Source organism: Pseudomonas sp. GW456-E7, assembly GCF_059424105.1.
Genome location: NZ_JBWKZB010000022.1, coordinates 78265 through 103681, shown reverse-complemented (window position 1 = coordinate 103681; position 25417 = coordinate 78265). Strand labels below are relative to the sequence as shown.

Sequence of the window (25417 nt, the reverse complement as noted above, 5' to 3'; positions counted from 1 at the left end):
TTCAAGGAATCCTTAACAACTTCAACCACTTGCGCTTTCGATCTCTCGTCAGCGGGAGGCGAATTCTACAGCGTTACCCGCTGCTGTCAACACCTCTTTTTCAACTTCCTTTCGGCTTCGATGACCTGAAGCAACCCGCTGTCGAAAACTGCGCAACTCTTTGTTTATCAAGGAGTTTTCCGTTTCGACTGCGCCGGAAGTGGGGCGAATTATAGGCTTCTAAAATTCGCCGTCAACACTTAATTCCAACTTTATTCAGCCTTGAGCGTAATACGCGCAAATGCCTTCTTCCCGGCCTGGCAAACATGGGTCGCGCCCAGCGCATATATAAAGGTGCGATCGACAACCTCACCATCTATACGCACACCACCGGAACCCAGGAGATCTCGAGCCACCGCCGAATTCTTGACCAGCCCTGCTTTATTAAGGACGGCAGCGATCGGCATATCCTCGGCAGCAGTCAATTCGATTTCCGGCAGATCATCCGGCAGCTCGCCATCCTTCATACGGTTACCGGCGGCGCGATGGGCATTGGCCGCAGCCTCCTCACCATGGAAGCGCGCAACGATCTCTTCAGCCAGCTTGATCTTGATGTCGCGCGGATTGGCACCCGCCTCCACATCAGCGCGGAACGCATTGATCTCATCCATGGAGCGGAAGCTGAGCAATTCGAAGTAGCGCCACATCAGCGCATCCGGAATGGAAACCAGCTTGCTGTACATCACACCTGGCGCTTCCTGGATGCCGACGTAGTTGCCCAAGGACTTGGACATCTTCTTCACGCCATCCAGGCCTTCAAGCAGCGGCATGGTCAAGATGCACTGAGCTTCCTGGCCATAACCACGCTGAAGCTCACGCCCCATCAGCAGGTTGAACTTCTGATCGGTACCGCCGAGCTCGACGTCTGCGCGCAGAGCTACCGAGTCGTAACCCTGAACCAGCGGATAGAGGAACTCGTGAATGGCGATTGGCTGATTGGTCGTGTAGCGCTTGTCGAAATCATCGCGCTCGAGCATGCGAGCCACGGTGTACTGCGAAGTCAGGCGAATGAAGTCGGCCGGCCCCATCTGATCCATCCAGGTGGAGTTGAAGGCCACTTCGGTTTTTGCCGGATCCAGAATCTTGAAGACCTGAGTCTTGTAGGTCTCGGCATTCTCGAGGACCTGCTCGCGAGTGAGCGGCGGACGCGTAGCACTCTTGCCGCTCGGATCGCCGATCATCCCGGTGAAGTCACCAATCAGGAATATCACCTGGTGCCCCAGCTCCTGGAACTGACGCAGCTTGTTAATAAGCACGGTGTGGCCCAGGTGCAGGTCCGGAGCCGTTGGATCGAAGCCTGCCTTAATACGTAGGGGCTGGCCACGCTTGAGCTTTTCAATCAGCTCGGACTCGACCAACAGTTCTTCCGCACCACGTTTGATCAGCGCTAGCTGCTCTTCAACCGACTTCATAACAGACCCGCAAGGCTCAGATTCAAAGGGAACCAACCATACAAGATCGCGCGTCAAATACAAGGTTTGCCCGGCGCACGGACGCCAATCCGCAGGTAGGGCACCTACGGACTTGCTTCAGAGATGATTTGGTTATATTTTATACAGTTATTTCATCTTCATCATGTCATTCATCTTTTCCAATTCATCTTTTTCAAAGTCAAAACCACTTATGACCAAAGAATCGTCTAAAGCGCCGCCGCTTTACCCGAAGACCCACCTGCTCGCCGCAAGTGGAATCGCCGCCCTTCTCAGCCTGGCGCTCCTGGTATTCCCTTCCAGCGATGTTGAAGCCAAAAAAACGACCCTGAGTCTTGAACTGGAAAGTCCTGCTGAACAACTGACACAAGATCAAGACGCTGCTGACGTCGCTCAAGCCACAAATGAGCCTGCAACATCCCCCTTCGCGCAGATCGACAACAGCGCCGAGGACACTCAGGAAGCCGCTCAAGCCGAACCGGCGCCGGTCGTTGAAGTTGAAGTTGAAGTTGAAGAAAAGAAGCCAGCAAGCCACAGGGAAGTGATCGTCGCCAAGGGCGATACCCTCTCCACGCTGTTCGAGAAAGTCGGGCTTCCAGCCACTGCAGTGCATGAAATACTGGCCAGCGACAAGCAGGCCAAGCAGTTCAGCCAGCTCAAGCGTGGCCAAAAACTTGAATTCGAACTGAGCCCTGACGGCCAGTTGACCAACTTGCACAGCAAGCTCAACGACGTCGAAAGCATCAGCCTGACCAGGAACGACAAGGGCTACACGTTCAATCGCATCACAGCGAAACCGACCGTGCGCTCCGCTTATGTTCATGGCGTGATCAACAGCTCGCTGTCGCAGTCTGCGGCCCGAGCGGGCCTGTCCCACAGCCTGACCATGGACATGGCCAGTGTGTTTGGCTACGACGTGGACTTCGCCCAGGACATTCGCCAGGGCGACGAATTCGACGTGATCTACGAGCAGAAAGTGGTCAACGGCAAGGCCGTCGGTAACGGCCCGATCCTGTCGGCGCGCTTTACCAACCGCGGCAAGACCTACACCGCCGTTCGCTACACCAACAAACAAGGTAACAGCAGCTACTACACCGCTGACGGCAACAGCATGCGCAAGGCATTCATCCGCACACCGGTGGACTTCGCCCGCATCAGCTCGAAATTTTCCATGGGCCGCAAACACCCGATCCTGAACAAGATCCGCGCCCACAAAGGCGTCGACTACGCAGCACCGCGCGGCACGCCGATCAAGGCAGCCGGTGACGGCAAGGTCTTGCTGGCCGGTCGCCGGGGTGGCTACGGCAATACCGTCGTTCTCCAACACGGCAATACCTACACCACGCTCTACGGCCACATGCAAGGCTTCGCCAAAGGCGTGAAGACTGGCGGCACGGTGAAGCAGGGCCAGGTGATTGGCTATATCGGCACCACAGGCCTCTCCACCGGCCCGCACCTGCACTACGAGTTCCAGGTCAATGGTGTGCACGTCGACCCGTTGGGCCAGAAACTGCCAATGGCCGATCCGATTGCCAAGGGCGAACGCGCACGCTTCCTCGCCCAAAGCCAGCCCCTGATGGCGCGCATGGATCAGGAAAAAGCCACGATGCTGGCTTCGAGCAAGCGTTAAGTCATGGCGCTCTATATAGGTGTGATGTCCGGGACCAGCCTTGACGGCCTGGATATCGCGCTGATCGAGCAAGCCCCGGCGATCAGGCTGATCGCCTCCCACTACATCCCGATGCCCGACTCCCTGCGCGCCGAGCTGCTCGGCTTGTGCGCCAGCGGCCCGGACGAAATCGCCCGCTCCGCCATCGCCCAGCAGAACTGGGTGAAACTGGCAGCGCAAGGGATTCACACCCTTCTCGCTCAACAGCAACTGAAGCCTGACGACATTCGTGCCATTGGCAGCCATGGCCAGACCATCCGCCATGAACCGGCACGCGGTTTCACCGTGCAGATCGGCAACCCGGCCCTGCTGACGGAGCTGACCGGCATCACCGTGGTCAGCGACTTCCGCAGCCGCGATGTCGCTGCCGGAGGACAAGGTGCACCGCTGGTTCCCGCCTTTCACGAAGCCCTGTTTGAAGAACGGATCGGGAATCGTGCAGTACTGAACGTAGGCGGTTTCAGCAATCTCAGCCTGATCGAGCCCGGCAAGCCGGTCGCCGGTTTCGACTGCGGCCCGGGCAATGTGCTGCTGGACGCCTGGATTCACCAGCAACGCGGCGACCACTTTGACCGTGACGGCCAATGGGCTGCCAGCGGCAACATTCAACCGGTGCTGTTGAATGCGCTACTGAGTGACCCGTTCTTCGTGACCAAAGGCCCGAAGAGTACCGGGCGGGAAGTGTTCAACCTGCCATGGTTGACGCAGCATCTGGCGCAGCTGCCAGCCTTCTGCGCCGAAGATGTTCAGGCGACCCTGCTTGAACTGACCGCACTGACCATCATCGAATCACTGCAAAGCGCCCAGGCAGACACGCAGGAACTGCTGGTCTGCGGCGGCGGCGCCCACAACACGGCCTTGATGAATCGCCTGGCCGGCCTGCTGCCAAACGCCAGTGTCAGCAGCACCGCGACTTACGGCGTAGACCCCGACTGGGTCGAAGCCATGGCCTTCGCATGGCTGGCTTATTGCTGCCTCGAAGGCATCGCGGCCAACCGTCCGAGCGTTACCGGTGCCCGTGGATTACGCGTACTCGGCGCCATCTACCCCGCATAAATCCTCCACACAGCAAAACGCCGCAAGACCCTGAGGCCGTGCGGCGTTCTGTGAAACAGGTGCGCTGATCAGATCGAGAACGAAGACCCGCAGCCACAGGTGGTGGTCGCATTCGGGTTCTTGATGACGAAGCGCGAACCTTCCAGACCTTCCTGGTAGTCCACCTCGGCACCGGCCAGGTACTGGAAGCTCATCGGATCGACCACCAGGCTCACGCCTTCGCGTTCGACGATGGTGTCGTCATCGGCCACTTCCTCATCGAAAGTGAAACCGTACTGAAAACCTGAACAACCGCCGCCCGTAACGAATACGCGCAGCTTCAAGCGATCATTCCCCTCTTCATCGACCAGGCTCTTCACCTTGTGCGCGGCACCGTGGGTGAATTGCAAAGCCGTGGGGGTGAAGGATTCAACGCTCATGCTGACTATCTCCCGGCGTTACGCCGTCATATTGCGTGATGACGCGCATTATCCGCTTCTCCTAGAAAAGCGGTCAACTATTGTTATGGTATATCAACCAATCCGATCGCCGGCCCGGAATGCAAAAAGGCCCGTCAGACGGGCCTTTTGCTGTACGCGATAAACCTTACGGCAGCATGCCTGCGTGCGAGAGCCCCAGACGCTCATCCAGCCCGAACAGAATGTTCATGTTCTGCACGGCCTGACCCGACGCCCCTTTGACCAGGTTGTCGATCACCGACAGCACCACCACCAGGTCACCGTCCTGAGGGCGATGCACGGCAATACGGCAGACGTTGGCCCCCCGCACGCTACGCGTCTCCGGATGGCTGCCGGCCGGCATGACATCGACGAACGGCTCGTTGGCATAACGTTTTTCAAACAGCGCCTGCAGGTCCACCGAGCGATCAACAACAGTGGCGTAGAGCGTCGAGTGAATGCCGCGAATCATCGGTGTCAGGTGCGGAACGAAGGTCAGCCCGACGTCCTTGCCTGCTGCACGACGCAACCCCTGGCGGATTTCCGGCAGATGACGATGGCCTTTGACCGCATAGGCCTTCATGCTTTCCGACGTCTCGGAGTACAGCGAACCTACGGAAGCACCACGACCGGCACCGCTGACACCGGATTTGCAGTCGGCAATCAGATGCGCAGCATCGGCCAGGCCGGCTTCGAGCAATGGCAGGAAACCCAACTGCGTGGCAGTTGGGTAGCAGCCCGGCACGGCAATCAGGCGCGCTTTCTTGATCTGCTCGCGATTGACTTCCGGCAAGCCGTAGACCGCTTCGTCCAACAACTCCGGTGCACCGTGCGGCTGCCCGTACCACTTGGCCCATTCATCGGCGTCTTGCAGACGGAAGTCGGCCGACAGGTCGATGACCTTGGTCCCGGCCGCCAGCAATTCGCCCGCCAGGGCATGGGCAACACCGTGCGGCGTGGCGAAGAACACCACATCGCAGGCGCCCAGGGTCTTGATGTCCGGAACGCTGAACGCCAGGCCGTCGTAATGGCCTCGCAGGTTCGGGTACATGTCGGCTACGGCCAGGCCAGCCTCGGATCGGGAAGTGATGACAACCACCTCAGCTTGCGGATGTTGCGCCAACAGACGCAGCAGTTCGACACCGGTGTAACCCGTGCCGCCGACGATACCGACCTTGACCATAAACCTGCCCTCAACGAACCCACTGGAAAGCCGTCGATAATAGGGGCCGCGCGCCCCTGCGACAACCGTCAAGGTGACGTGCGGACGCTCAAGCCTCTACTATTCCCACTACCGTGAATTGGGGAATAACCAAAAATGCTTTATCTGTGGCTCAAAGCGCTTCATATCGTCAGCGTCGTCTGCTGGTTTGCCGGCCTGTTCTACCTGCCGCGCCTGTTCGTTTACCACGCTCAAAGCGAAGACACGATCAGCAAGGAACGCTTCAGTGTCATGGAGCGCAAGCTGTACCGGGGCATAATGGGCCCGGCGATGATCGCCACGCTGATCTTCGGCGGCTGGCTCATCTACCTCAACCCAGGCATCTTCAGCCAGGGTGGCTGGATACACGCCAAACTGACCCTGGTCGTGTTGCTGATCGGCTATCACCACATGTGCGGCGCCCAGGTAAAACGTTTTGCCCGTGGCGAAAACACCCGCAGCCATGTCTTTTATCGCTGGTTCAATGAGGTTCCGGTTCTGATATTGCTGGCAATCGTAATTCTGGTCGTCGTTCGGCCGTTCTAAACCCAATAGACACAACTCACCGGGGTACTTCCAATGTCGCTGCCCGCTCTGCTCGAACAACGTTTGCGTCTGCCTGTGGTGGCTGCGCCGATGTTCCTGATTTCCAATCCGCAATTGGTACTCGCCTGTTGTCGTCAGGGCGTGGTCGGCAGCTTCCCGGCGCTGAACCAGCGCGAAAGCAGCGGCTTCAAGGCCTGGCTGGAAGAGATCGAAGCCGGGCTGGCAACCATGGAAAACCCCGCGCCTTATGCCGTGAACCTGATCGTGCATAACAGCAATCCACGTTTACAGGCGGACCTGGAGATCTGTGTAGAGCACAAAGTGCCGATCGTGATCACCAGCCTCGGCGCCGTGAAAGAACTGGTCGATGCGGTGCACAGCTACGGCGGCCTGGTGTTCCATGATGTGACGACACGTCGTCATGCCGAGAAAGCGGCCGAAGCCGGCGTGGATGGATTGATCGCCGTGGCTGCCGGGGCCGGCGGACACGCCGGGACATGGAGCCCGTTCTCATTGATTGCCGAAATCCGCCAGTTCTTCGACAAGACCCTGTTGCTGGCCGGCTGCCTGAATCACGGGCATGAAATTCTTGCCGCGCAATTGCTCGGCGCGGACCTGGCCTACTTTGGCACTCGGTTTATCGGCACGAGCGAAAGTCACGCACCCGAGGCCTACAAAGAAATGCTGCTGACATCCAAAGCCGCAGACATCATCCATACGCCAGCCGTGTCAGGTGTCCCCGCGAGTTTCATGCGCCAGAGCCTGGAAGCCGCCGGTTTCGACATGGCCGCGTTACAGGGCAAGGGCGAGATCAACTTCGGTGCCAAGCTCAAACCCGTAAGCGATGAGGCCAAAGCCTGGAAAACCGTTTGGTCTGCAGGCCAGGGCGTGGGAGAAATCGAGGACTTGCCGAGTGTCGAGCAGTTGATTGCACGTCTCGACGCCGAGTACCGCCAGGCCCTGGAGCATGCCGCCCAGCTGCCAAAACGCTGGCCGCGCTGACAGTAAATCTTGGCCAGCCCCTCCCGGCTGGCCCTACACTTACCTGGGCACAATCTTCTTCTTTCAACCTCTCGCGACAAGGATGCCTCGCACATGGGCGAAAATCGTTTCAAGATCATCTTCGAAGGTGCCTTGCTGCCCGGTGTCGACATCACCACGGCAAAGCTCAATCTCGCCGATTTATTCAAAAGCGATGTCACAGCCATCGAGCGCTTGTTCACCGGGCGCCCGGTAGCGCTCAAACGCAACCTGTCGCAGGCCGATGCCCAGACCTATCTCCAGGCGCTGAGCAAGACCGGTATCGACGCGCGCATCGAAGCCGAAACACCGATCGAGTTGAACCTCGCCGACGTGCATGACCATACTCCGGCCAGCAGCCAGGCGGCATTGGCAGAACCGCAGTCTCCATACGCTCCGCCTCGCGCGCCCGTCGGCGAAGCCGTGGCGGAATTCGCCACGCTCAAGCCATTCAGTTTCGATGGCCGTATCGGTCGCTTGCGTTACCTCGCCTGGACGCTGGTGCTGACACTGGTGCTCTCGGCTGTTTGCGGGGTGTTTGCATTGGTCGCCCTGGTCCTCATCGGTGCGGATTCAACCGCCGGCCTGATCCTGGGCGGCTTGCTGGCCCTGATCCTGTTTGTCGGATTTGCCTTCGTCAGCATCCAGATCACCGTTCAACGATTGCACGATGTCGGCTGGTCCGGCTGGCTGTGGCTGCTGAACCTGGTGCCGTTTGTGGGTACTTTCTTTCCGTTCGTGACCATGGTCGTACCGGGCAACGAACTGGCCAACCGCTACGGTCCACCGCCTCCGCCAAACAGTACTGCGGTCAAAGTATTGTCTTCGCTGTGGCTGGTCGTCATCGCACTGATCCTGGTCGGCTCCCTGGCCGGTGGTCTCTCGGCGATACAGGAAGAATACGAAAACGCCGCCCAGAGCAGTTACGACAGCAGTCCGATCACCACCGATGAAATCGACGTCGAGGTCGAACCAGTGCCAAATTCCGCCGACGATGCAGCCGAAGAGGCCCAGCCCCCTGTAGACTCTGCGAAAGAATGAACAGCGCTCCTGGCCCGTGACACCTGCGTCGCGGCGCGGAGCTGTTGCGATGGAGAACTGCATGACCCGTTACGCTCTGATCACTGGCGCCTCCAGCGGCATCGGCCTGGCAATGGCCGAAGCGCTGGCCCGGCGCGGCCGCAGCCTGATTCTGGTGGCCCGACAACGTGATCAGCTGGAAAGCATTGCGATTGAATTGACCCAAAGGTTCGGTGTGGAAGTGCTGTTCCGTGCCTGTGACCTGGGCGAACCGTTGCGCCTGTCCGGATTCCTGCTGGAGCTGGAAGAAGGCGACCGGCAAATCGATCTGTTGGTCAATTGCGCCGGTATCGGTACATGCGGCCCGTTTCTGGCCCAGGACTGGATGACCGAGCAAGACCTGATCGAAGTGAACATCCTCGCCCTCACCCGCCTGTGCCATGCCATCGGCAACAGCATGGCCCTGCAAGGTGGTGGGCAGATTCTGAATGTGGCCTCGGTGGCAGCGTTTCAACCGGGACCGTGGATGAGCACCTATTACGCCAGCAAGGCGTATGTGCTGCACTTTTCCGAGGGATTGCGCGTCGAGCTGAAAAAGTGCGCGATCAAGGTTTCGGTGCTCTGCCCCGGGCCGACCCGCACAGCGTTCTTCCGTACCGCGCAACTCGACGGCGACAAACTGACCAACAGCAAACTGTTGATGAGTCCCGAGGAAGTGGCGCTCTACACCGTGCGCGCACTGGAAAAGAATCAAGCGATCATTATTCCGGGGCGGCGCAACCGCTGGTTCGCCTTCCTGCCAAGGCTCGGCTCACGCTGGCTGACTCGCACAATCGCCGGCATGGTCAACAAGGCCTACTGCCCGCGCTGATTCAACTCAAGGTAAAAGGCTGGGCGCCGGCATACGCCATGAGTACACTCAGGCCAGCCCAAACAACGGAGAAAACAGCTGTGGATACTCTGTTCACCAAGATCATCAACCGGGAAATCCCGGCGAAGATCATTTACGAGGACGACCAGGTTCTGGCCTTCCACGACATTTCCCCACAGGCACCGGTACATTTCCTGGTGATCCCGAAGAAGCCGGTTCGCACCCTGAACGATCTGACAGAGGACGACAAGGCACTGGCCGGACACATTCTGTTCACCGCCCAGCGCCTGGCCCTGGAACTGGGCTGCGAAAAAGGCTTCCGCGTCGTCATGAACTGCAATGAAGAAGGCGGGCAAACCGTCTACCACATTCATATGCACGTGCTTGGCCAGCGCCAGATGCACTGGCCGCCGGGCTGATTCGCCAAGCCCTCAAAGATCGCAGCCTTCGGCAGCTCCTACACCGATCTCTGCAGGAGCTGCCGAAGGCTGCGATCTTTTTTCGCTTTTGACCCAGCGCAAACCTTCCCCGGCCGATTGGGTTAAACTGGCCGCCGAAATTCCCCCGGAGGTCAGCATGACTACCCAACGTCACTACTCGCCCATTGACCGCCTTCTGCTGCAAGCCGATGCCGCGATGCGCACCCTGCTGCCCTTCAGCGGCCAGCCGTACCGTCCGTCGCCGGCCATCGTGCAGCCCGATGCAAAAATGAGCGACGAAGACACGCGCCACGTTGCCGGCCTGATGCGCATCAACCATACCGGCGAAGTCTGCGCCCAGGCGCTGTATCAGGGGCAGGCGCTGACCGCCAGACTGCCGCAGGTGCGTGCCGCCATGGAACATGCCGCCGAAGAAGAAATCGATCATCTGGTCTGGTGCGAACAACGCATCCATCAACTGGGTAGCCACACCAGCATCCTCAATCCGCTGTTTTATGGCATGTCGTTCGGAATTGGCGCTGTGGCCGGCCTGATCAGCGACAAAGTCAGCCTGGGCTTCGTGGCGGCAACGGAAGACCAGGTGTGCAAACACCTGAACGAACACCTGGAGCAATTGCCGGCCGAGGATGAAAAATCCCGGGCGATTCTTGAGCAGATGCGTATCGATGAAGAACAGCATGCCGAAAGCGCGCTGGAGGCTGGCGGGTTCCGCTTTCCGGCGCCGGTGAAGTTCGGGATGAGTCTGATGGCCAAGGTGATGACCAAGAGTACTTACCGGATCTGATTTCCCGGTCGCCTGTGAGGGCCTCTTCGCGGGCAAGCCCGCTCCCATAGGGGCTGCACTTGGGCAATAAAAAAGGCGACTGCCGTGAGGTAGTCGCCTTTTTTGTGTTCGAGAATCTTACGCCATGTTGCGCGCGTAGAAGATTTCGAGCATTTCGTGTTTCACCCGCTCGGTCACCTGGGCGCGTTGCTCAGAGGACAGGTTGCTGGTGGCGTCACCGAACAGGTAGTTATCCAGTTCGAAGTTCTTCAGCAGCATTTTGGTGTGGAACAGGTTTTCCTGGTACACGTTCACGTCGGTCATCTGGTACGCGTCGCGAGTGTCATCGGAGAGGTAGTTCTGGATCGAGTTGATCTCGTGGTCGATGAAGTGCTTTTTGCCTTCAACGTCACGGGTGAAGCCGCGCACACGGTAGTCCACGGTCACGATGTCCGAATCGAACTGGTGAATCAGGAAGTTGAGCGCTTTAAGCGGTGAAATGACCCCGCAAGTCGACACGTCGATGTCCACACGGAAGGTTGCAATACCGCTGACCGGATGGATTTCCGGGTAGGTGTGCACCGTGATGTGGCTCTTGTCGAGGTGGGCCAGAATGATTTCGGGCAGCGGGCCCGGAGACTCTTCGATCTGACTGTCGGTCGGGGTTACCGGCTCTTCGGAGATCAGGATCGTGACGCTGGCGCCCTGCGGCTCATAGTCCTGACTGGCAATGTTCAGGATGTTGGCACCAATGATATCGACAACTTCCGTGAGGATCTGCGTCAGGCGTTTCGCGTTGTACTCTTTATTGATGTACTCGACGTATGCCTGCTGGTCTTGCGGGGTTTCCGCGTAGCAGATGTCATAGATGTTGAAGCTCAAGGTCTTTGTCAGGTTATTGAACCCGTGGAGCTTGAGTTTGCTTTTCACCGTTAAAAACTCTCTATGTGTTTGCGGCCCGGCCGCGTGATCAAGCATGCCCGTCAGATGCGAACAACGCACCTGCGTAGGACGGTTAACACCTCTTCGCGATGGCGATTTTGGTTGTCTGTTCGGGTGCGAGGCCTGTCGGCTGACGGGCCACTACCCTGAAAAAAGTGGCGCATTATGCAGACGTCAGCTTGTGTTCGCCAGAGTCTGCACTGCATTTATGATAGTTGAATGTCGATTCAACCGAGTTCGATGATCTCGTAGTCGTGGGTAATTGCCACGCCAGCCGCGCCGAGCATGATCGAGGCCGAGCAATACTTCTCGGCAGACAATTCGATGGCGCGTTTGACCTGGGCCTCTTTCAGCCCGCGGCCCTTGACCACGAAGTGCATGTGGATCTTGGTGAAAACCTTTGGATCTTCGGTCGCGCGCTCGGCTTCGAGGAAGGCTTCGCAGCTCTCGACGGCCTGGCGGGACTTCTTGAGGATGCTGACCACGTCGAAATTGCTGCAACCGCCGACACCCAGCAGCAGCATTTCCATCGGCCGGACACCCAGGTTACGTCCGCCGGCCTCGGGCGGACCGTCCATGACCACGACATGACCGCTACCGGATTCGCCGAGGAACATGGCTTCGCCAGCCCATTGGATGCGTGCCTTCATCGCCAAGACTCCACTGTATAAAAAAGGGTCGCCAGCTTAGCACAGCCCCCGAGATTGACAGCGCCCGGCGTCCTAGGACATATCCCACTGCCTTGTAGGTAAATGCTCGAATATTTCAGGAAGTGTCTGGTAAGCTGGCGCCAATTCAATGGCGCATGGCCAGCCTCACTCCAGCGTTCGCTATTTATAAAAACCACACCGTGCAGTCTTTTCGGGATACAACCATGGTTGCTATTGCCCCCAACCCCAAGATCAAGAACCTCGACAAGCTGTTGATGCATTGCCAGCGCCGCCGCTATCAGGCCAAGAGCAACATCATTTGTGCTGGTGACCGCTCGGAAACGCTGTTCTTCATCATCAAAGGCTCAGTCACCATCCTGATCGAGGATGACGATGGGCGGGAAATGATTATTTCCTACCTGAACGCCGGGGACTTTTTCGGTGAGTTGGGCCTGTTTGAGCAAGCCGGCCTTGAGCAGGAGCGCAGTGCCTGGGTGCGGGCCAAGGTCGAATGCGAAGTTGCGGAAATCAGCTACGCAAAATTCCGCGAGCTGTCCCAGCAGGATCCGGACATTCTTTACGTCCTCAGCGGACAAATCGCACAGCGCCTGCGCAACACCACACGCAAGGTCGGTGACCTGGCATTCTTTGACGTGACCGGCCGCGTTGCCCGCTGCCTGCTGGAGCTGTGTAAACAGCCAGACGCCATGACCCACCCCGATGGCATGCAAATCAAGGTAACCCGTCAGGAAATCGGGCGGATTGTCGGTTGTTCCCGGGAGATGGTCGGTCGCGTGCTCAAGGATCTGGAAGAACGCAACCTGGTGGACGTCAAAGGCAAGACCATGGTGGTCTTCGGTACGCGTTAGGCTCGAAAACCTAGCCGCTGAACATCTGTGCCAGCATCAACCGATAGAGTTCGTCGAGGCGCGCCAGTGCATCGGGTGCCGTGAACTTCTCATGCAATGCGATGTGGCTTTCGGCGCGTACTCGTTGCTCCAGACCACAGGCCTCGTTGAAGCGATTGACCGCGGCGACCATTGACGCCCGGTCGTTATCCATCAGCATCGCACCGTGCACCAGGCCTACCGGACGCTGGCCACCCTGGCTCTGGCGCCAGCGCTGGGCGGTGCCAACCATTTTGCGCCCGTCGAGGTTGACGTTGAAGCGACCATCGCAGAACGCACCGTCGATTTCGCCAAGGGACGACGTGCCACCCAATTCATCCAGCAACTGGCAGATAGGGTCGCAGAGGCGCCGGTAACCGGTTTCGATGCGGTTCAAATCACCTTCGCTGCGTGGAGGCGCGTAAACCAGGGCGATATTGATCGTTGTGGCGGATTGTGGAACCGGTTCGCCGCCGGTATCGCGCAGCAGCACCGGCCAACCTGCTGCCGCCGACACTTCACAGGCCGCCTCGAAACCCGGCAAGCGATTCAAGCGGCGCGGCATGACCAATGCCTGATCGCTCGGTTGCCAGAACAGCAGGCCGAACTCCGCGTCGCCGGCGCAAACCGAGGCCAGCAGATCTTGTTCGGCCTGCAGGCCGGCTTCGATGGTCAGGGAGGTTGGCAGCGACATGGAAGGCTCCGACAGACCTGAGGTCTCTAGGGGATTTGCGGGCCTCTTCGCGGGCAAGCCCGCCCCCACAGTGGAAGCGGTTTGCCTGTGAAGATGTGTTTAGTCGAGGGTCGAGCCGCTGACTGGAACGCCACGCTCGGGGAAGAACAGTCGCTGCAATTCGGTACCCGGGCTTTCGGCGCGCATGAATGCTTCGCCGACCAGGAACGCGTAGACGTCGCTGATTTCCATCAGTTCGACATCGGCGCGGTTGAGAATGCCGCTCTCGGTGATGACCAGACGATCGCGCGGAATCCGCGGCAACAGGTCGAGGGTGGTTTCCAGGCTGACGTCGAAGGTGTGCAGGTTGCGGTTGTTCACGCCGACCAGCGGAGTATCGAGGGTTTTCAAAGCCCGCTCCAGCTCATCGCCGTCGTGGACTTCCACCAGCACATCAAGGTTGACGCTTTTGGCCACGGCCGCCAGCTCGGCCATTTTCACGTCATCCAGCGCGGACACGATCAACAGCACGCAATCGGCACCCAGGGCCCTGGCTTCGACGATCTGGTAAGGATCGATCATGAAGTCCTTGCGGATCACCGGCAGTTGGCACGCTGCGCGGGCCTGCTGCAGGTACGCATCGGCGCCCTGGAAGTAGTCGATGTCGGTGAGTACCGACAGGCAGGTCGCACCGCCCTTCTCGTAGCTTCTGGCGATATCGGCGGGAACGAAATTCTCGCGGATCACACCTTTGCTCGGGGAAGCTTTCTTGATTTCAGCAATGACTGCCGGTTGCTTCAGCTTGGCCTGAGCCAGCAATGCCTTGGCAAAACCACGAGGTGCATCGGCCGTCTTGGCCAGGTTTTCCAGCTCGGCGAGGCTGACGCGAGCGCTGCGCTCGGCCACTTCCTCAACTTTGCGTGCCAGAATCTTTTCCAGAACCGTCGGTACACTCATCCTTCATTCTCCACTTTGAATACCGCGGTAAATGCACCCAATTCCTCTAGCTTTTCTCGAGCAAGACCGGTGTGCAGCGCATCGTGCGCAAGTGCAACTCCCTCTTTCAAACTGCTGGCATGGTCGGCCGCATACAGTGCGGCACCGGCATTGAGCATGATCATTTCGGCCGCTTTCTGACCGTTCTCGGTCTTGCGCTTGCCCAGGGCATCGCGAATCAGCTCCAGGGACGCCGCCGGGCTTTCCACGGCCAGGCCATGCAGGCTCTGGCTCTTCATGCCCAGGTCTTCGGGCTCGACCCAATACTCGGTGATCTGGCCATCCTTCAGCTCAGCGACAAAAGTCGGTGCAGCCAGGCTGAATTCGTCCAGGCCATCCTTCGAATGCACCACCAGCACATGCTTGCTGCCCAGACGCTGCAACACTTCCGCCAGCGGCCGGCACAAGGCCTGGGTGAATACGCCTACCACCTGATGCTTCACACCGGCCGGATTCGTAAGCGGGCCGAGCATGTTGAACAGCGTTCGCAGCCCCAGATCCTTGCGCGGACCTGCGGCGTGCTTCATGGCGCTGTGGTGAGTCTGGGCAAACATGAAACCAATACCGACGTTGTCAATGCAGCGCGCCACTTGCACCGGCGTCAGGTTCAGGTAGATGCCGGCCGCCTCCAGCAGATCGGCGCTGCCGCTTTTGCCCGAGACTGCACGGTTGCCATGCTTGGCCACGGTGCAGCCAGCAGCGGCAACCACGAAAGCGGAGGCGGTCGACACGTTGAAGATATTGGCGCCGTCGCCGCCGGTGCCCACCACATCGACCACACCGTCGAGGGTCTTGAGTTCGACCTTGTCCGCCAGTTCGCGCATCACCGACACCGCGCCGACGATTTCATCGATGCTTTCGCTCTTCATGCGCATGGCCATCATGAACGCGCCGATCTGTGCGTCCGTGCATTGCCCGGTCATGATTTCGCGCATCACGTCGCGCATTTCATCGGTGCTGAGGTCGAGGTGATCGACGATACGGCCCAGGGCTGTCTTGATGTTCATGATAAGTCCTTAGCGCGTGCCGCCGGTTTGTTTGAGGAAGTTGGCGAACAGTTCGTGGCCCTGCTCGGTGAGGATCGATTCCGGGTGAAACTGCACGCCTTCGATGTTCAGGGTCTTGTGACGCAGGCCCATGATCTCGTCGATCGAGCCGTCTTCAAGCTGGGTCCAGGCCGTCAGCTCCAGGCAATCGGGCAGGGTTTCGCGCTTGACGATCAATGAATGATAGCGGGTCACCGTCAGCGGACGATTCAGGCCTGCGAATACACCCTTGTCCTCGTGAAATACCGGACTAGTCTTACCGTGCATCACTTGACGGGCGCGCACCACATCGCCGCCAAAGGCCTGGCCGATGGATTGGTGACCCAGGCAGACGCCAAGAATCGGCAGTTTGCCGGCGAAATGCTTGATCGCTTCAATCGAGATGCCGGCTTCGGTCGGGGTGCAAGGACCGGGGGACACCACGATGCGCTCAGGATTGAGGGCTTCGATTTCAGCGATGGTCAGTTCATCGTTGCGCACGACTTTGACCTGGGAGCCGAGCTCGCCCAGGTACTGCACAACGTTGTAGGTAAAGGAGTCGTAGTTATCGATCATCAGCAACATGGCGTTAAGAACCTCTTGAATTCACTGACTTTAAAGATGGCCTTCGAATGATTGACCCGCAGAGCGCTGCGCTTTGTCAGGTGCTGGAGTAGCGCCAGCAAAGCGGCATTTCAAACAGGTAAAGAAGGCGAAGCGGTACAGGTCCGGCGAGGCCGGCAAAAGAATTCAGGCGCGCCAACGCCAGCGGGCGTGTGCCTTGATGACTTGATCCAGGAGTTTGCTGATGATCAACACGGGGAAGGTCTCGTTCGTACGTCCCGGCACAGTAACTTAGCTGGGCAGAGCGTGCAATATCGCCGGGGCTACTGCCCGCGAAACTATCAAAGGCTTCGCGACAGATGGCAAAAGGCCGAAAGTTTTTGGTACTGTCGTTTCGTTCACTACAACAATAAATAAACGGACTTGCTCATGATCAAACAGTCGTTGTTTGTACCGCTCGCAGGATGCTTGCTCGCGATGGCATGCGCCCAGGCGAACGCCGCACCCAATCCTTATACAAATTTCGTGGTCTTCGGGGACAGCCTCAACGACGCCGGGACCTTTGCCGACACCGGCGGGCCTGCCGGGGCGACGCAGCGCTTTACCAACCGGACAGGACCGGTCTATCTGGATGGCAGCGGCGAAGTCCGCTCGCTCAACTCCACGCAGATACTGGGTGGAAAACTCGGGTTCTCGGCGGACCAGACCGCATCATCCAATTCGGCCGTGCGCGCCAGCAATGGCCAGCCCGATGGCAACAACTGGGCCGTCGGCGGATACCGTACGGATCAGATCCTGGATTCGATCACCAGCGTTTCCGCCACCGGCGAACGCACCCGCGCCGGATACCTGCCGTCGAACAACTTCCGTGCCGACCCGAACGCACTGTATTACCTGTCGGGTGGTGGTAACGACTTCCTGCAAGGTCGCGTCACCAGCCTGCCCCAGGCCAGTGCCGCCGCCGACCGACTGGCCGACAGCGTGCAGACGCTGCAAACCGCCGGCGCCAAATACGTCATGGTCTGGTTGCTGCCCGATATCGGCTTTACCCCGGCGTTCAACGGCACCCCGCTGCAAGCGTTCACGTCCCAACTCAGCGCCCAGTTCAACAGTGAACTGGTAAGCCGACTGCAGAACATCAATGCCGAAGTCATCCCGCTCAACATTCCGGTACTGCTCAAAGAGACGTTCGCCAACCCGGCGCAGTTTGGCCTGGCCACCGACCAGAACCTCATCACCACCTGTTTCAGCGGCAACGGTTGTACCGAGAATGCCCGTTACGGCATCAACAGCGCCACGCCGGACCCGACCAAGCTGATCTACAACGACTCCGTGCACCCCACAGAAACCGGGCAGCGCCTGATTGCCGACTACGCGTATTCCCTGCTGGCAGCACCGTGGGAGCTGACATTACTGCCGGAAATGGCCCAGGGCACCGTGCGCGCGCATCAGGATGAATTGCGCAACCAGTGGCTGGCCGATTGGCAAAACTGGCAGGGCGTCGGCCAATGGCGAGCCATTGTTTCTGGCGGCGGACAGCATCAGGACTTTGACAGCCAGGACAGCGCGGTCAGTGCCGACGGCAACGGAGCCAACCTGAACATCGGTGGCAGCTACCGCATCGATGATGCCTGGCGCGTCGGCCTGGCGGCGGGTTTCTATAACCAGAAACTCGAAGCCGGCAGCAACGACTCCGACTACAAGCTCAACGCTTACCTGGGCACGGCATTCGCCCAATACCAGCAAAACCGTGTCTGGGCGGACGTGGCGTTGACGGCCGGCCATCTGGATTACGACAGCCTCAAGCGCAAGTTCCAGTTGGGCGCCAACGAACGCAGTGAAAAAGGCGATACCAGCGGCTACATCGAAGCCTTCAGCGCTCGCCTGGGTTACGACATTGCACAACATGCCAGCAGCCCCTGGCACGTGTCGCCGTTTATCAGCGCTGATTTCTCCAAGGCGAAAGTCGACGGCTACTCGGAGGACGGCAACGATTCCACGGCACTGACCTTTGCCGATCAGGAAGTGATTTCCCGGCGCCTGGGTGCTGGCCTGCAGGGTAAATACCAGATCACCCCGCAAACCCAGGTGTTCGGCGAAGCGGCAATCGAGCGTGAGTACAACGACGATACCCAGGACGTGGGCATCAACCTCAACAGCCTGCCGAACAACCAGTTCACGCTGGAAGGCTACACCCCACAAAGCCACTTGCAGCGCGTGAACCTGGGGGTGAGCCACAACCTCACCCGCGACCTGGCATTGCGCGCCAGCTACAACATTCGCAGGGACGACGACTTCACCCAACAAGGCATCAACGTAGGTGTTGCGCTGGACTTCTGATGGTCAGGCAATAAAAAACGCGGCGCCCTCACAGGCGCCGCGTTTTTTTATGCTGAACACTTATTGTGGCGAGCGAGCTTGCTCGCGTTCGGCTGCGAAGCAGTCGTCGATGGGGCCTGCTTCGCAGGCCAGCGGGAGCAAGCTCCCTCGCCACAAAAAGCCCCTTTGCCACTGTATTGAACTCAGGTGCTCGGGGTTTGTTCGGCCAGCGCCACGGCGCGGAACATTGCGCGGCGCTTGTTCAGGGTTTCTTCCCATTCCAATGCCGGCACCGAGTCGGCGACGATGCCGCCACCGGCCTGCACATGCAGCTCACCGCTCTTGATCACCGCCGTGCGGATCGCAATCGCGGTGTCCATGTTGCCGTTCCAGGCGAAGTAACCGACCGCACCGCCGTAGACGCCACGCTTGACCGGCTCCAGTTCGTCGATGATTTCCATCGCGCGAATCTTCGGCGCGCCAGACAAGGTGCCCGCCGGCAGAATTGCCCGCAGCGCATCCATTGCCGTCAGCCCGGCCTTTAGTTGCCCGGTAACGTTGGACACGATGTGCATCACGTTGGAATAACGCTCGATGACCATTTTCTCGGTGAGCTTCACCGAGCCGATTTCCGAGACACGACCGGTGTCGTTGCGACCGAGGTCGATCAGCATCAAGTGTTCGGCGATTTCCTTGTCGTCCGACAGCAGGTCTTTTTCCAGTGCCAGGTCAGCTTCTTCATTGGCCCCGCGTGGGCGGGTGCCGGCAATCGGGCGCACGGTAATCAGGTTGTCTTCGACCCGCACCAGCACTTCCGGCGAACTGCCGACGACGTGGAAGTCGCCAAAGTTGAAGAAGTACATGTAAGGCGTCGGGTTGAAGCAGCGCAGCGCGCGGTACAGATCGATCGGCGCGGCCTTGAAGTCGATCGACATGCGCTGGGACGGCACGACCTGCATGCAGTCGCCGGCCAGGATGTATTCCTTGATGGTATCGACGGCTTTTTCGTAATCGTCCTGGGTGAAGCTGGAGCGGAACACCGGGTCAGCCGATTGTTGCTGGCTGAAGTCCAGGCCGCGGCGCGGGGTGATCGGCTGGCGCAGTTTTTCCAGCAGCTCTTCCAGGCGCGCTCGGCCTTGCTCGAAGGCGTCTTCCTGCGCCGGGTCGGCCAGCACGATGGCGTGCATCTTGCCGGCGAGGTTGTCGAACACCACAACGGCGTCGGAGACCATCAGCAGAATGTCCGGCACGCCCAGCGGATCCGGGTTCGGGCATTTGCCCAGACGCTTCTCCACGTAACGCACGCAGTCATAACCGAAGTAGCCCACCAGGCCGCCGTTGAAACGCGGCAGGCCGGCGATGGTCGGCACGTTGTAGCGGGCCTTGAAGGTTTCGACGAAGGCCAGCGGGTCTTCCACGTCGTGGCTTTCGGTCTCGACGCCGTCGACGGTCACGCTGACGTGATGGTCGTGAACCCGCAGCACAGTGCGGCACGGCAGGCCGATGATCGAGTAACGGCCCCACTTCTCGCCGCCCTGTACGGACTCCAGCAAGTAGGAATTGGGCTCGTCGGCCAGCTTCAGGTAGATCGACAGCGGCGTGTCGAAGTCGGCCAGGGTTTCGCAGGCAAGCGGAATGCGGTTGTAGCCGGCAGCGGCCAAACGCAGGAATTCTTCGCGGATCATGAGGTGCCTCGTGGCTTGAGGGTCGAACAGTCAGGTATGCAAACGCGCCGGCAACCGGCCAGGATCAAGTCAGGCGCGCCAACGCCAGCGGGCCAGGGCCTTGATGACTTTCATCCAGAGTTTGCGAGTGACCACCACGATGGCGTTTCCAGAAGGGGGTTTGACAGCGTCGGCCAACGTTATCTCAGCGGCCGGATCCAGGCAACCGGGAATTAGTTTGCGCAGGTCATCGATCACCAGCGCCGGCGATTCTTCCTCGATTGGCCGACCGTGGTTATAGCCGTAGCTCAGGGCCACACACTTGACCCCCGCCGCTTTCGCCGCCAGCACATCGCTGCGTGAATCGCCGACGAACAACGACTGCGAAGCCGGAATGTTGGCCATTTTCATCACGAAAAACAGCGCGGCCGGATCGGGTTTTTTCTGTGGCAGAGTGTCGCCGCCGATGATCCAGCGGAAATAACGGCCGATCTTCATCTGGTCCAGCAGCGGCGCGACGAAACGCTCCGGCTTGTTGGTGATCAGCGCCATCTCGACACCCTGCTTTTGCAACCATTTGAGGGTATCGCGCACGCCGGGGTAAACCACCGTCAGCTCATGGCTCTCGCTATAGGCCTGCATGAAATACTCCAGCGCCCGTTCGGCCTCGGCGTTATCGACCGCCGAATGATCGATGCCGCCGGCCAGTGCACGACGCACCAGTACCGGCGCGCCATTGCCGACCCATTCGCGCACTGCATCCAGGCCGGCGGGTTGGCGACCGAGATTGAGCAGCATCTTGTCCACAGACACTGCCAGGTCCGGGACCGAATCGATCAACGTGCCGTCCAGATCGAACATCACCAGCCGTGGCAATTGCCCCGGGAACAGCTGCTCAAAGCCACTCATGGGCGAGCCAGCGCCAGTTCGGAGCGCATCTTGTCGATGACTTCCTGATAGTTCGGCGCATTGAAGATGGCCGAGCCGGCGACGAAGGTGTCAGCACCGGCCGCAGCGATTTCGCGAATGTTGTTGACGTTCACGCCGCCGTCGATTTCCAGGCGAATGTCACGGCCCGAAGCATCGATCAAGGCCCGCGCTTCACGCAGTTTGTCGAGGGTGCCGGGGATGAACTTCTGCCCGCCGAAGCCCGGGTTGACGCTCATCAGCAGGATCATGTCGACCTTGTCCATCACGTATTTGAGCACGTCCAGCGGAGTCGCCGGGTTGAACACCAGGCCCGACTTGCAGCCGCCTTCGCGGATCAGTTGCAGGGAGCGGTCGACGTGCTGGGTGGCTTCCGGGTGGAAGGTGATGTAGGTCGCACCGGCTTCGATGAAGTCGCCGACGATGCGGTCCACCGGGCTGACCATCAGGTGCGCGTCGATCGGCGCGGTCACGCCGTACTTGCGCAGTGCCGAGCAGACCATCGGGCCGATGGTCAGGTTCGGTACGTAGTGATTATCCATGACATCGAAGTGCACGAAGTCGGCGCCGGCGGCCAGGACGTTGTCCACTTCTTCACCCAGGCGGGCGAAGTCGGCGGAGAGAATCGACGGAGCAATTACGAAGGGCTGCATGACGCACCTTTTCTGAGCAGAATCACGATGGCGCGCATTGTATACCTCATGCTTTGACGCGCGCACCGTGAGCGCGATGATTGGACCTTGCCATCATCCATCAACGGCAGAGTCTCTAGTACGCCGCGCGATAGATCTTCTCGATATCGACGGCACTCAACTTGCGCGGGTTATTGCGCATCAGGCGCTCGACCCCCGCCGCTTCCACGGCCATGGACGCGATGGCGTCCTCGGGTACACCGAAACTGCGCAGGCCCTGGGGAATTTCCACGGCGGCACACAACTCGGTCATGGCTTGCACGGCTTTGTCAGCCGCTTCGTTGACACTCAGATGAGCGGTCTTCACGCCCATGGCCTCGGCGATATCCTGCATCCGTTCGATGCAGGCCATCTTGTTCCAGGTCATGACATAGGGCAGTAGCAAGGCATTACTCACGCCATGGGCAATGTTGAAGCGTCCGCCCAACGGATACGCCAGCGCATGCACCGCGCCGACCCCGGCATTGCCGAACGCCATGCCGGCCATCAGGCTGGCGGTGGCCATGTCTTCCCGGGCTTGCAGGTTCGACGGGTTGGCGTAGGCCTTGGGCAAGGCCTTGGCGATCAACTTGATGGCGCCGATGGCCAGGGCATCGGTAATCGGCGAGGCATTGACCGACAGATAGGACTCGATGGCATGCACCAGCGCATCGACGCCGCTGGCCGCCGTGACGCTGCGCGGACAGGTCAGGGTCATTTGCGGACTGACCAGCGCCACATCCGGCAACAAATAGTCGCTGACGATGCCCTTTTTCAGTTGCGCGACCTTGTCGGAAAGGATCGCGACGTTGGTCACTTCCGAACCAGTGCCGGCCGTGGTCGGGATGGCGATCAGCGGCGGGCCTTTGCGCGGGACCTGATCGATACCGAACAGATCCTCCAGCGCACCGTGGTATCCGGCATAGGCCGCCACGCTCTTGGCAATGTCGATGGCACTGCCGCCGCCCAGGCCGATCAGGCCGTCATGCCCGCCCTCGCGATACACCTGCATGCAATCTTCGACGATGGCAATTTCCGGGTCCGGCAGTACCCGGTCGAAAATCTCGTAGCTGCGTTCGCCCAACTGCGCCAGCGCCAGTTCTACCGTACCGGACTTAACCAGGGCGGCATCGGTGACGATCAGCGGATTATCAATGTCCAGACGCGCCAGCTCGGCGGACAGCTGCTCGATGGCACCTGCGCCGGTGATCAGTTTGTGAGCGATCTTGAAAGAGGAAAGACTCATGTGCGCAGCCTCTTATAGGTAGGGGAGCTGGGCACAATAGTAGCTGGGGATTGGGGTTTGTCTGCCATTCGGGTCGTGAATGACCGAACAGACACTGGAGAACCCATGTAGGAGCGAGCTTGCTCGCGATGGACTTGAAAACGCCGCTGGGTGTCAGGCTTCCAGCGTTATCGTTGACGACCATCGCGAGCAGGCTCGCTCCTACAGGTGATCGGGGCGTGGCTTCAGACCTGCGCAGTACGCAGTTTCTCGCTACGCCCACGCAGCCATTCCAGGGTCAGCAACAGGATCACCGAGAAGGCAATCAGCAGCGTCGCGGCGGCGGCGATGGTCGGGCTGAGGTTTTCGCGGATACCGCTGAACATCTGCCGTGGCAGGGTCGCTTGTTCAGGGCCGGCGAGGAACAGCGTCACCACCACCTCATCGAACGACGTCGCGAAGGCGAACAGCGCCCCCGAGATCACGCCCGGCGCGATCAGCGGCAAGGTCACCCGGCGGAACGTGGTCAGCGGCGAAGCGCCCAGGCTCGCTGCAGCCCGCACCAGATTGTGGTTGAACCCTTGCAAGGTCGCCGAGACGGTAATGATCACAAACGGCACACCCAACACCGCATGCACCACGATCAGCGAGAAGAAGCTGTTACCCAGCCCCAGCGGAGCGAAGAACAGGTAACTGGCCACACCGATGATCACCACTGGCACCACCATCGGCGAAATCACCAGCGCCATCACCAGCGCCTTGCCGGGGAAGTCGCCGCGGGTCAGGCCGATGGCCGCCAATGTACCGAAGACCATGGCCAGCACCGTGGCCGCCGGGGCGACGATGATGCTGTTCTTCAGGGCGCGCATCCACTCCGCCGAGGCGAAGAAATCGTGGTACCACTGCAGCGAGAAACCTTGCAGCGGGTACACCAGGAAACTGCCGGAGTTGAACGACAGCGGAATGATCACCAGCACCGGTAGGATCAGGAACAACAGAATCAAGCCGCAGAGAATCCGCAAGCTGTAGAACCACACCCGTTCGATGGGCGACATGTAAGGACTCAGCATTTCGTTCTCCCCTTAGCTCAGGCGCAGGCGGCTCGCGCCCACCAGCCAGCTGTAAATCAGATAAAGCACGACCGTTGCGAGCAACAGCAGCCCACCGAGTGCGGTCGCCATGCCCCAGTTGATGCTGGTGTTGGTGTAGAAGGCGACGAAGTAGCTGACCATCTGATCGTTCGGGCTGCCCAGCAATGCCGGGGTGATGTAGTAGCCGATGGCGAGGATGAACACCAACAGGCAACCGGCACCGACGCCGGCATAGGTCTGCGGGAAGTACACCCGCCAGAAACTGGCGAACGGATGGCAGCCGAGGGAAATCGCGGCGCGCATGTAAGTCGGCGAGATGCCTTTCATCACGCTGTAGATCGGCAGGATCATGAACGGCAGCAGGATGTGCACCATGGAGATGTAGACACCGACGCGGTTGAACACCAGTTCGATCGGCTTGTCGATGATGCCCATGGCCATCAGGCCGCTGTTGATCAGGCCGCCCGACTGCAGCAACACGATCCACGCCGCGACCCGCACCAGGATCGAGGTCCAGAACGGCAGCAGCACCAGGATCATCAGCAGGTTGCTCTGGCGCGACGGCAGATTGGCCAGCAGGTAAGCCAGTGGATACGCCAGCACCAGGCAGATCACGGTGATGATCAGGCCCATCCAGAAGGTGCGGGCGAAGATGTCGAGGTAGATCGCCTGGTCCGGGGTGGCCGGGGCGATTTCGCCGAGGTCGTCGATGCGATGATCGACAGCTGCCAGCAGGTAATACGGGGTGATGCTGCTGGTGTTGCGGCGCACCGCTTGCCAGTAGGCCGGGTCGCCCCAGCGCTCATCGAGACCTTCCAGCGCTTCTTTATAAGAGGCCGGCTCGGTGGCGAGCGGCAAGGCGCGGGCAGTTTTGGTCAGCAGGCTGCGGTAGCCGGCCAGTTCCATGTTCAGGCGCTTGGACAGATCGCCCAGTGTCTGATTCTTGCGGGCTTCGGCGAGGTCTTCGGCCGCCGCTTTGTAAACCGGTTCAGCGGGCAGGCCGCGGCCGTCCCAGCTGGCGATGGCGGTCACGGTGCGCGGCATGCCGCCGACCACTTCCGGGTTGCCAACGCTTTTGTAGAGCAGCGCCACGATTGGCACCAGGAACACCAGCAACAGAAACAGCACCAGCGGCGCGATCAACGCCTGGGCCTTCCAGCGGTTGACCCGCTCGGCGTGCTTGAGCCGCTGCTTCAAGGTGGGGCTGGTGCCCTCGTTCAGGGGAACGGCGATAGCCATGACGTACTCCGAAAATCTTTGATCGTACAGAGGCGGAGAACCACCTCTGTTG

At 59.7% G+C, this 25417-nt stretch carries 25 protein-coding genes; 10 read left to right on the top strand and 15 right to left on the bottom strand.

Going from position 1 to position 25417, the window contains the following annotated elements:
• Positions 1-251 precede the first annotated feature (251 nt).
• A complete protein-coding gene (gene tyrS / locus AC07YV_RS16070; protein ID WP_102700209.1) occupies positions 252-1451 on the bottom strand; it encodes a tyrosine--tRNA ligase in 1200 nt (399 codons plus the stop codon).
• Positions 1452-1662: 211 nt separating this feature from the next.
• Here tyrS and AC07YV_RS16065 point away from each other — a divergent pair, with 211 nt between their 5' ends.
• Together AC07YV_RS16065 and AC07YV_RS16060 are read left to right on the top strand one after the other, a co-directional pair.
• Complete coding sequence (locus AC07YV_RS16065; RefSeq protein WP_102700208.1) at positions 1663-3099, top strand: peptidoglycan DD-metalloendopeptidase family protein; 1437 nt, start codon at positions 1663-1665, stop codon at positions 3097-3099.
• 3 nt (positions 3100-3102) lie between these two features.
• The gene (locus AC07YV_RS16060; RefSeq protein WP_102700207.1) at positions 3103-4194 is read left to right on the top strand and encodes an anhydro-N-acetylmuramic acid kinase; all 1092 of its coding nucleotides are present in this window, start codon (positions 3103-3105) and stop codon (positions 4192-4194) included.
• Positions 4195-4262: 68 nt separating this feature from the next.
• On the opposite strand, the gene erpA is transcribed toward AC07YV_RS16060, so the two are convergent.
• Together erpA and argC are read right to left on the bottom strand one after the other, a co-directional pair.
• Positions 4263-4613: an iron-sulfur cluster insertion protein ErpA gene (erpA, locus tag AC07YV_RS16055; RefSeq protein ID WP_007906865.1), complete on the bottom strand. Its 351-nt coding sequence runs from the start codon at positions 4611-4613 to the stop codon at positions 4263-4265.
• Between the two features lie 166 nt (positions 4614-4779).
• The gene (argC, locus tag AC07YV_RS16050; protein WP_007980174.1) at positions 4780-5814 is read right to left on the bottom strand and encodes an N-acetyl-gamma-glutamyl-phosphate reductase; all 1035 of its coding nucleotides are present in this window, start codon (positions 5812-5814) and stop codon (positions 4780-4782) included.
• Between the two features lie 135 nt (positions 5815-5949).
• On the opposite strand from argC, the gene hemJ reads away from it, so the two are divergent.
• The 6 genes from hemJ to coq7 all read left to right on the top strand — a co-directional run bounded on the left by hemJ (position 5950) and on the right by coq7 (position 10513).
• Positions 5950-6378 (top strand): protoporphyrinogen oxidase HemJ, encoded by a 429-nt coding sequence (hemJ, locus tag AC07YV_RS16045; protein WP_007980176.1) that lies wholly within the window; start codon positions 5950-5952, stop codon positions 6376-6378.
• 33 nt (positions 6379-6411) lie between these two features.
• Positions 6412-7380 (top strand): NAD(P)H-dependent flavin oxidoreductase, encoded by a 969-nt coding sequence (locus AC07YV_RS16040; protein ID WP_102700206.1) that lies wholly within the window; start codon positions 6412-6414, stop codon positions 7378-7380.
• A 93-nt stretch (positions 7381-7473) separates the two neighbouring features.
• Positions 7474-8439, top strand: coding sequence for a DUF805 domain-containing protein (locus AC07YV_RS16035; RefSeq protein ID WP_102700205.1), 966 nt, complete (start codon positions 7474-7476; stop codon positions 8437-8439).
• 61 nt (positions 8440-8500) lie between these two features.
• Positions 8501-9289 carry an SDR family NAD(P)-dependent oxidoreductase gene (locus AC07YV_RS16030; RefSeq protein ID WP_102700204.1) on the top strand — a complete coding sequence of 263 codons (789 nt, stop codon included), beginning with the start codon at positions 8501-8503 and terminating at the stop codon, positions 9287-9289.
• Positions 9290-9369: 80 nt separating this feature from the next.
• The gene (locus AC07YV_RS16025) at positions 9370-9708 is read left to right on the top strand and encodes a histidine triad nucleotide-binding protein (protein WP_007980184.1); all 339 of its coding nucleotides are present in this window, start codon (positions 9370-9372) and stop codon (positions 9706-9708) included.
• 157 nt (positions 9709-9865) lie between these two features.
• The gene (gene coq7 / locus AC07YV_RS16020) at positions 9866-10513 is read left to right on the top strand and encodes a 2-polyprenyl-3-methyl-6-methoxy-1,4-benzoquinone monooxygenase (RefSeq protein WP_007980187.1); all 648 of its coding nucleotides are present in this window, start codon (positions 9866-9868) and stop codon (positions 10511-10513) included.
• Positions 10514-10630: 117 nt separating this feature from the next.
• Here coq7 and speD read toward each other — a convergent pair whose 3' ends face one another.
• Positions 10631-11422: an adenosylmethionine decarboxylase gene (gene speD / locus AC07YV_RS16015; protein ID WP_007980189.1), complete on the bottom strand. Its 792-nt coding sequence runs from the start codon at positions 11420-11422 to the stop codon at positions 10631-10633.
• Positions 11423-11661: 239 nt separating this feature from the next.
• Positions 11662-12084, bottom strand: a complete 423-nt coding sequence (locus tag AC07YV_RS16010) for an OsmC family protein (RefSeq protein WP_003176451.1) — start codon at positions 12082-12084, stop codon at positions 11662-11664.
• 224 nt (positions 12085-12308) lie between these two features.
• On the opposite strand from AC07YV_RS16010, the gene crp reads away from it, so the two are divergent.
• Complete coding sequence (gene crp, locus AC07YV_RS16005; protein WP_102700203.1) at positions 12309-12953, top strand: cAMP-activated global transcriptional regulator CRP; 645 nt, start codon at positions 12309-12311, stop codon at positions 12951-12953.
• Positions 12954-12963: 10 nt separating this feature from the next.
• Here the strand turns inward: crp and AC07YV_RS16000 are convergent, their stop codons facing one another.
• The 4 genes from AC07YV_RS16000 to AC07YV_RS15985 all read right to left on the bottom strand — a co-directional run bounded on the left by AC07YV_RS16000 (position 12964) and on the right by AC07YV_RS15985 (position 16250).
• Positions 12964-13665, bottom strand: a complete 702-nt coding sequence (locus tag AC07YV_RS16000) for a lipoate--protein ligase family protein (RefSeq protein WP_102700202.1) — start codon at positions 13663-13665, stop codon at positions 12964-12966.
• A gap of 99 nt (positions 13666-13764) precedes the next feature.
• A complete protein-coding gene (gene trpC / locus AC07YV_RS15995; protein ID WP_102700201.1) occupies positions 13765-14601 on the bottom strand; it encodes an indole-3-glycerol phosphate synthase TrpC in 837 nt (278 codons plus the stop codon).
• A complete protein-coding gene (trpD, locus tag AC07YV_RS15990; protein WP_102700200.1) occupies positions 14598-15647 on the bottom strand; it encodes an anthranilate phosphoribosyltransferase in 1050 nt (349 codons plus the stop codon). The genes trpC and trpD overlap by 4 nt, the downstream gene beginning before the upstream one ends.
• Positions 15648-15656: 9 nt before the next feature.
• Entirely contained in the window at positions 15657-16250 is a 594-nt protein-coding gene (locus AC07YV_RS15985; RefSeq protein WP_102700199.1) for an aminodeoxychorismate/anthranilate synthase component II, read from the bottom strand.
• A 408-nt stretch (positions 16251-16658) separates the two neighbouring features.
• Here AC07YV_RS15985 and estP point away from each other — a divergent pair, with 408 nt between their 5' ends.
• Positions 16659-18569 carry an esterase EstP gene (gene estP, locus AC07YV_RS15980; protein WP_102700198.1) on the top strand — a complete coding sequence of 637 codons (1911 nt, stop codon included), beginning with the start codon at positions 16659-16661 and terminating at the stop codon, positions 18567-18569.
• A gap of 182 nt (positions 18570-18751) precedes the next feature.
• Here estP and trpE read toward each other — a convergent pair whose 3' ends face one another.
• The 6 genes from trpE to AC07YV_RS15950 all read right to left on the bottom strand — a co-directional run bounded on the left by trpE (position 18752) and on the right by AC07YV_RS15950 (position 25365).
• Entirely contained in the window at positions 18752-20233 is a 1482-nt protein-coding gene (gene trpE / locus AC07YV_RS15975) for an anthranilate synthase component I (protein ID WP_102700196.1), read from the bottom strand.
• A 69-nt stretch (positions 20234-20302) separates the two neighbouring features.
• On the bottom strand, positions 20303-21121 hold the full coding sequence (locus AC07YV_RS15970; RefSeq protein ID WP_102700195.1) for a phosphoglycolate phosphatase: 819 nt from the start codon (positions 21119-21121) through the stop codon (positions 20303-20305).
• A complete protein-coding gene (rpe, locus tag AC07YV_RS15965; protein ID WP_007980198.1) occupies positions 21118-21792 on the bottom strand; it encodes a ribulose-phosphate 3-epimerase in 675 nt (224 codons plus the stop codon). Before rpe ends, AC07YV_RS15970 begins: the two co-directional genes overlap by 4 nt.
• 115 nt (positions 21793-21907) lie before the next feature.
• On the bottom strand, positions 21908-23056 hold the full coding sequence (locus AC07YV_RS15960; protein ID WP_102700194.1) for an iron-containing alcohol dehydrogenase: 1149 nt from the start codon (positions 23054-23056) through the stop codon (positions 21908-21910).
• 224 nt (positions 23057-23280) lie between these two features.
• Positions 23281-24105: an ABC transporter permease gene (locus AC07YV_RS15955; RefSeq protein ID WP_007980200.1), complete on the bottom strand. Its 825-nt coding sequence runs from the start codon at positions 24103-24105 to the stop codon at positions 23281-23283.
• A 12-nt stretch (positions 24106-24117) separates the two neighbouring features.
• A complete protein-coding gene (locus AC07YV_RS15950; RefSeq protein WP_007980201.1) occupies positions 24118-25365 on the bottom strand; it encodes an ABC transporter permease in 1248 nt (415 codons plus the stop codon).
• Between the last annotated feature and the right edge of the window lie 52 nt (positions 25366-25417).